A 7,495-nucleotide genomic window follows, 5' to 3' on the forward strand; every position below is an offset into this window, starting at 1 on the left:
ACCTTAGACCGCGCAAATGTTTGGATTTCAGGCAACCGCAGATCGTGTTTGATGAACTACGACAGGTTGCTTGATTTGGCGGGTGTTGCACTTCGGAGTTGAATTCGCGCCGTTTTTGTTTATATAGCGCCATCATATCTATATAGTTAATTAAAAGTTCATGGGGGTACATATGGTCAAGTTATCTTCAGAATTAATGAGCCTCTTCAAAATAACAAATGATGATGTTTCTATATATTTAGAAAACAATGCTGGATTTTATGGTTTACATGAATCGAGAATAAGCAGCTTACTTTTCTCACAGTTAACCGATGCAATAAAAAATAGAAAATTTAGCTCCTTTGCAGTTACTGATTTAATGCAGGCGATTGACGGTGTAAACCATCGACATGTCGTAGAAAACAGATTCAAACATCCTCCATTGCAAGGGTTTTATAAATCCCATTTTATAACCCCCGCATTTATCATGAAAAATATAATAAATGAATGGGGGCTGAATTTCGAAAACAGCAAAAAATTTGATGCCCTTTGCAAAAAGATAATTGCAGAAGAGGAAATAAATCCATCAAAGCATGGATGGCAAGATCGATTCGCACATGAGTTTGTCATTGAAGGTTATAAAAACAGAGCCAACAAGAACAACCTTACGGGTGAATGGTTGATTTATTCAAAGTATAAAGGAATGAATATTTTTCTATGCTTGGCAACTCACTCTTCCACGACTCAAGACGATTTACTCATATATGAAATGATGACGTACTTTTGCACGAAAGAGTTTCCATTTCTATTCAGCTCGTAGGTTCGATTAGCCGTCAGGCGTAATCGGATGTTCGCATACATGGATTCTCCCGCCATAACGGCCAACCGATTTCCCCCTACGGCTGGCCGCCCCTGAATCACGGCAACAACTGTAATCAAAACCTCTCGATTGTCCGATTACGCTGCGCTAATCGAACCTACAGGGGGGTGATGAGCTGTTATCATTTGAGACAGTGCCCAGCGCCGCCACGCCCAAGAGGAACGTCATGGATATACCAGCCGCCCCGTCCTCCACCCTCTGCCAGCAGTGTCATGAGCAGGTGGATCTCGACTTCGATTTCACCATGGCCTTCCAGCCCATCGTCGATTGCAGCCAGCGCACCCTCTTCGGCTATGAGGCCCTGGTGCGGGGGCTCAACAACGAGTCGGCGCAGAGCGTGATTGACCGGGTCAACGACGACAACCGCTACCGCTTCGATCAGCTGTGCCGGATCAAGGCCATCGCGCTGGCGGCACGGCTCGGGATGAAGGGGATGCTGAGCATCAACTTCCTGCCCAATGCGGTCTATCGCCCGGAGCGCTGCATCCGCACCACGTTGCAGGCGGCCCGCGAGCATCTCTTTCCCATCGAGCAGATCATATTCGAGCTGACCGAGGTGGAGCAGGTGCTGGATAACCGCCACATTCGCGGCATCGTCGATCACTATCAGGCGCTCGGCTTCAAGACGGCGATCGATGACTTTGGCGCCGGTTACTCGGGCCTGAGTCTGCTGGCCGATTTTCGCCCCGACATCGTCAAACTCGATATGCACCTGCTGCGCGGCATCGACCATGACCCGACCCGGCAAGCCATCGTTCGCCACTCTCTGGCGCTGTTTACGGAGTTGCAGATCACCCCGCTGGCGGAAGGGGTCGAGACCCGCGACGAGATGGCCTGCCTGCGGGAGATGGGCGTCAGCCTGATGCAGGGCTATCTGTTTGCCCGCCCCGGCTTCGAAACCCTGCCCGAGGTGGATTTCGCCAGCCTGTGAGCGGCGCTGGCCATCTCCCTTGGTTGGCGTTCATTCGGGCAAGGCGGGACGGGAGGCGGCCCGGAGGGTATCCACGGGCGGGCGGCAGAAAGCGCTGGACCGGGCAACCCCCTGGGCTAGGATAGGACTGTCACCCTTTGCAACCACCGCTCTGACAGGGACACCATGGCGCAGGTTTCAGGATACCGCTTCTTCGCTCTTTCACTGCTCTTGCTGCTGGCCTTCCAGGTATGGGGGGCGCAAGGCAGGGGCAACATCACACTGGTGAGCTCCCTTGAAACCAGGGAGTCCCCCTATGGTCGCTGGCTCGATCTCATCTATCGGGATGCGTTCGCCCGCCTGGGCTATGACTTCCAGTACCAGGGCTACCCCGGGGGACGGGCCCCCCTGCTGGCAGAGCAGGGACAGGTCGATGGCGAGATCCACCGCGCCGCCAGCTACCAGCAGCAGACCCGCACCCTCCAGCGCGTGCCCGAGCCCCATTTCGCCGTCTCCTATCAGGCCTATGCCCACCAGCCCGGGATCCAGTTGCAGGGGTGGCACAGCCTGCAGGGCACCGGTTATCGGGTCGAGTTTCGCCGTGGCGCCAAGCTGCCGGAGATGATGCTGGGCAAGGTGGTGGCACCGGACCGGCTCTTTGCCATCGCCACCGCCGAGCAGGGGATGGGCAAGCTGCTCAAGGGGCGCAGTGACCTCTATGTGGAGCAGACCCTGATTGCCAGCCAGACCCTGGCCGCCCTGACGCGCCAGGACCCGGGCTATGCCGGCATCTACTCCGCCGGGGTGATGGAGCTGGCCGATTCTTACGTCTATCTGCACGAACGGCATCAGGATCTGCTGGCCCCCCTTGCCAGCGTGATCCGGCAAATGAAGCAGGACGGCACGGTGGCGCGCTATGAGCAGCAGGCCATGGCGGCTGGGGGCACCAGCCAACCTTAACGTCCTCTTTTTCCGCACGCCTTCCCGCGCCCTGACCATGCAGGAGACCCGGGGCGATCAATTCTGTCGCAGACTCATGGCCGCAGCGGGCACCCTGTTCGTCAACACCACGTTGACAAAAACGCCCCCTGTATCAGGGAACTCGCCATATAAAACCCCATCGACCTTGTGTTCATCTGGCTTGCGGCCAAAAGGCACCATGTCCGTCTGTGCATACCCCAAATCTTGCAACATCCCCCACTCCGACCGCCTCATCATTTCGATGGAGTCGCGTCATCGTTCAGGCATATCTTCCCCTCGAGGCCCGTGCCAGGGCCCGATCACAGGAGCAATACATAATGAAAAAAGCAGTAACGGCCGCCTTGCTGGCCATGATGATGGCGGCCTCGGTTCAGGCGGCAGACAAGGTGACCACGGTGCCGGTGCACTTCGCCAAAGGCGCGCACAGCGCCAAGGTTGACGGCACCTTCTCCGGTTATGACACCATCAACTACACCCTGGGCGCCAAAGAAGGCCAGACCATGACGGTCGCCATCACCGGCAGCACCAATGCCAACTTCAACGTCTTCGCACCGGGCGCCATCCCGGGTCAGGCCGAGGCACTGGGCGGCGGCAACGTGGACACAAAATGGCAAGGCACCCTGCCCAAGTCGGGCAAGTACCTGATCCAGGTCTACCAGATGCGCGCCACCGCCCGTAAAGGCGCCAAGGTCCCCCACTCCCTGTCGGTCGGCATTCAGTAACCGACGCCAATATTGCCTGTGTGACAAGCAAGAAGGAGCCCATGAGGCTCCTTCTTTGTCATTGTGTGCTGGCACTGCGACCCGGGTAACGGCTCAGCCCTTGTAGGCGGGCAGCAGGTCCACCATGTTGAGCAGGTGGAAGGCGGCGGTCAGCACGCCGAACAGGATCACCAGGACGATCATGAAGAGGCCGCCGGGGGCGCGGAAACCCTCGCCACCTTCTTCGCGCCGGGCCGCCCGCACCTTCCAGGCCAGCAGGGGCGGGATGATGCAGGTCCACAGGGTCGCTACGGCGCCCGCATAGCCGATGGCCACCAGGAAACCGAACGGGAACAGCAAGGAGAGCACCAGGGGCGGCAGGAAGGTCACCGCCCAGGACTTGGCGCGGCCACCCCGGCTGTTGTCGAACTTGAACAGATCCGCCAGGTAGTCGAACACCCCGAGCCCCACCCCGATGAAGGAGGAGAGGATGGCCGCCATGGAGAAGGCGTTGAGGGCGCTGGCCACCGCCTTGGACTCGATCACCGAACCGAGAGCCTTGAGCAGGGCATCCACGTTGCCCCCCTCTGCGATCACCGGGCCGAACTCGCTGCGGGGCAGGTTACCAAAGACGCTCACCAGCCAGATGAGGTAAAACGCGAGTGCGATCAGGGTGCCCCCCAGAATGGCGCGGCTGGCACGGCGCTCTTCACCGTAGTAGGCGCGCATGGAGGAGACCGAATGGTGGTAGCCGAACGAGGTGAGCGCCACCGGCAGCATCACCAGCGTAGCTCACTTCGCTGCCCACCCGGTCGAGCAGCAGATCGAGGCGCACGTTCATCGACAGGCCCGAGATGCCGAAGGCAAAGCTCAGCCCCATCAGGATCACCAGCAACACCGAGATGCGGTCCACCGCCCGGGTGGAGTGCCACACCAGCAGGGAGAAGGCCAGGGTAAAGAGCACGGACGCCCACTGGCTGCCCATCCCCGTCATGCCGTCGATGATGAGACCGGCCGAGGTGATGTAGGCATAGAGCAGGATGCCGCCGACGAAATAAACGCTGAGATTGTTGAGGGCGTTGACCTTCTCCCCCAGCAGATCCCGGGTCACGGTATCGAAAGAGACGCGCAGGGGATAGCCCCGATAGGACTCCAGCAGCATCCAACCGGAGACCGTCATCACCACCATGGTCAGTGCCACCGCGAGCATGGACCAGAGGGTCCAGGCGCCCGCCCCCGCACTCGGCAGCCCCAGCATGCCGGCCCCCACACAGACGCCGGCAATGATGCATGCCCCGCCCACCAACGATGGTTTCTGTTCCATTACTCCCCCAAACGGATTGTCGACTGGTCACGGCACACCGCCGTGCTTCTCCTGCGTTCGCCACTGCTGGCGCCGGGGGACTTTACCCTGCATGCCTTCGGGTATCAAATCCGGAGGGAAAATGGGGGGAAACGGGCCGGATCCTGCGCCCCATCCGTGGAATATGCTCGGGATGGGGCCAGGTTCAGCACACCAGGGTCAGCCGGTGTAGACGGGCAGCAGACCCGCCATGGCCATCAGGTGGAAGATGGCGGTAAGCACCCCGAAGACGATGACGGCCACCACCATGGGCTGGCCGCCGGGGGCCTTGAACCCCGCCTCGTCCGGGGCCAGCTCCCGGGACTTCTTCGCCAGCAGGGCAGGGATGATGCAGGCCCAGACGGTCGCCGCAGCCCCGGCATAGCCGATGGCCACCACGAAGCCGAACGGGAAGATCAGGGAGAGCGCCAGGGGGGGCAGGAAGGTCACCGCCCAGGATTTGGCCCGCCCCCGGCGGCTGTTGTCGAACCGGAACAGATCCGCCAGATAGTCGAACACCCCGAGCCCCACCCCGATGAAGGAGGAGAGGATGGCCGCCATGGAGAAGAGGTTGATGGCCTGGGAGACCTGCCTGGACTCTATCACCGAGGCCAGCGCCCCGAGCAGCACATCCACGTCGCCCCCCTTGGCGATGACGGGGCCGAAGGCGGGACGAGGCAGGTTGCCGAAGATGCTGAGCAGCCACAGCAGATAGAGCGCCAGGGCGATCAGGGTGCCCCCCAGGATCGCCTGCCTGGCTTTCTGCTCCTCACCGTAATAGGCGCGCATCGATGCCACCGAATGGTGATAGCCAAACGAGGTGAGCGCCACCGGCAACATGGCCAGGGCGTAAGGGGCGCGGCCCAGCTCCTCGGCAAAGGAGTTGAACAGCTTGGCGGTGTCGACCTTGCTGGCAAGCCCGGAGACCCCGAACACGAAGCTCAGCACCATAAAGACGATCAGGACGACCGAAATCCTGTCCACCGCCCGGGTCGAATGCCAGACAAACCAGGAGAACACCAGCACAAACAACACCGAGGCCAGCTGGCTATTGATGCCCAGCAGGCCGCCCAGGATGAGACCCGACGAGGTGATATAGGCATAGAGCAAAATGCCGCCCACGAAATAGACGGTGAGGTTGTTGAAGAGATTGATCCTGCGACCGAGCAGATCCTTGGTCACCGAGTTGAAGGAGGCAGTCAATGCGTAGGGTTTCAGGGCTTCCAGCAGCATCCAGCCTGAAACCGTCATGATGACCATGGTGAGAATGATGGCGAGGGTTGACCAGCTGGTCCAGGCCCCGGCTCCCGCGCTCGGCAGCCCCAGCATGCCGGCACCGACACAGACGCTGGCAATGATGCAGGCCCCTCCGATGACGGACGGTGTTGATGTCATGTGTGTCACTCCAAATCTTTCACAGAGCAGTGAAAAAAAAGGGCACAGAAAAATCTGTGCCCCTGACTCGTTATGCTTCTATCAATTTTTTCTGCGTCTTGCCGGCTGACGGGTCGTTATGCTCGACCTCTTTCAGTCTGGCGGTGAAGTGGCGCAGCACGGCCGGCTCGTAAATGAAGTCGAGCCCCTTCACCCGGTGGGCGTTCTTCTTCACCTCGCCGAAGGCCTCGATGACAAAGTCCATGTGGGTCTGGGTATAGGTGGCACGGGGAATGGTCAGGCGCAGCAGCTCCGCCGGGCAGGGGTGCTGCTTGCCGGTGGCGGGGTCGCGCCCCAGCAGCAGGGAACCTATCTCCACCGCCCGGATGCCGGCGACCTTGTAGAGCTCGCAGGCCAGGGCGTGGGCCGGGAACTGATCCGCCGGGATGTGGGGCAGCAGCTTGCCCGCATCCACGAAGGCCGCATGGCCCCCTGCCTGCTGGCACACCACGCCGATGGCCTCCAGCCCGTCCACCAGGTACTGCACCTGGCCGATGCGATAGGCCAGCCAGTCCTGGCGCATGCCGTCCCGCAGGCCCACCGCCAGGCGCTCCATGGCGCCCCCTTCCAGGCCGCCATAGGTCGGGAAGCCCTCCTGCACCACGCACAGGGTGCGGCACTCGGTGTAGACGTCCAGCATGCTGTCATCCTTGAAGCACAGCAGCCCCCCCATCTGCACCATGGCATCCTTCTTCGCCGACATGGCGAGGCCGTCGGCGTACTTGTAGGACTCCCTGGTGATCTCCTCGATGGTCCAGTTCGCGTAGCCGGGCTCCCGCTGCTGGATGAAGTAGGCATTCTCGGCGAAGCGGGCGGAGTCCATGATGACCGGGATGTCGTACTTTCTGGCGATCTCGTACACCGCCTTCAGGTTGGCAATGGAGACCGGCTGCCCCCCGGCGGAGTTGCAGGTGATGGTGCTGACGATGTAGGGCACGTTGGCGGGGCCCGCCTCCAGGATGGCCTCTTCCAGCTTCACCAGATCGAAGTTGCCCTTGAAGTCGGCGGTGACCGAGGTATCGAACGCCTCCCTGGTGTAGACGTTCTTCGCCACGCAGCAGTTGATCTGGGTGTGGCCCTGGGTGGTGTCGAAGAAGTAGTTGGAGAGGGCCACCATCTTCTTGCGATCCAGCCCCTTCTCCTGCTCCCGCTTCTTGGGAAGGTGCGAACAAGTCCCTGATATGAGATCATGTTTGTCATCTGGAGCCATGGAACAGGGTTCATCATGAGTCATCAACTTACCTTCGCCGACAGTGAATTCAGCAGTA

General features: G+C 60.1%; 7 protein-coding genes and 1 pseudogene. 4 read left to right on the forward strand and 4 right to left on the reverse strand.

Going from position 1 to position 7,495, the window contains the following annotated elements; all coding sequences use genetic code 11:
* Positions 1-172: 172 nt before the first annotated feature.
* The 3 genes from PG883_RS21930 (at position 173) to PG883_RS21940 (ending at position 2,729) form a co-directional block, all read left to right on the forward strand.
* Positions 173-799, forward strand: a complete 627-nt coding sequence (locus PG883_RS21930; RefSeq protein WP_270808171.1) for a hypothetical protein — start codon at positions 173-175, stop codon at positions 797-799.
* A 226-nt stretch (positions 800-1,025) separates the two neighbouring features.
* Positions 1,026-1,790 (forward strand): EAL domain-containing protein, encoded by a 765-nt coding sequence (locus tag PG883_RS21935; RefSeq protein WP_270808174.1) that lies wholly within the window; start codon positions 1,026-1,028, stop codon positions 1,788-1,790.
* 165 nt (positions 1,791-1,955) lie between these two features.
* A complete protein-coding gene (locus PG883_RS21940) occupies positions 1,956-2,729 on the forward strand; it encodes a hypothetical protein (protein WP_270808176.1) in 774 nt (257 codons plus the stop codon).
* Positions 2,730-2,786: 57 nt separating this feature from the next.
* Here PG883_RS21940 and PG883_RS21945 read toward each other — a convergent pair whose 3' ends face one another.
* Complete coding sequence (locus tag PG883_RS21945; RefSeq protein ID WP_154676073.1) at positions 2,787-2,963, reverse strand: hypothetical protein; 177 nt, start codon at positions 2,961-2,963, stop codon at positions 2,787-2,789.
* A 104-nt stretch (positions 2,964-3,067) separates the two neighbouring features.
* On the opposite strand from PG883_RS21945, the gene PG883_RS21950 reads away from it, so the two are divergent.
* Positions 3,068-3,472, forward strand: coding sequence for a hypothetical protein (locus PG883_RS21950; RefSeq protein ID WP_010672394.1), 405 nt, complete (start codon positions 3,068-3,070; stop codon positions 3,470-3,472).
* Positions 3,473-3,565: 93 nt separating this feature from the next.
* Here the strand turns inward: PG883_RS21950 and PG883_RS21955 are convergent.
* From PG883_RS21955 to PG883_RS21965, 3 genes and pseudogenes are all read right to left on the reverse strand, one after another.
* Positions 3,566-4,775, reverse strand: a pseudogene (locus PG883_RS21955) (aromatic amino acid transporter).
* A 198-nt stretch (positions 4,776-4,973) separates the two neighbouring features.
* Entirely contained in the window at positions 4,974-6,188 is a 1,215-nt protein-coding gene (locus tag PG883_RS21960; RefSeq protein WP_202040450.1) for an aromatic amino acid transporter, read from the reverse strand.
* A gap of 70 nt (positions 6,189-6,258) precedes the next feature.
* Entirely contained in the window at positions 6,259-7,344 is a 1,086-nt protein-coding gene (locus tag PG883_RS21965; RefSeq protein ID WP_270808179.1) for a tryptophanase, read from the reverse strand.
* Between the last annotated feature and the right edge of the window lie 151 nt (positions 7,345-7,495).

It is taken from the genome of Aeromonas sp. QDB25 (assembly GCF_027707725.1).
GTDB lineage: Bacteria > Pseudomonadota > Gammaproteobacteria > Enterobacterales > Aeromonadaceae > Aeromonas > Aeromonas caviae.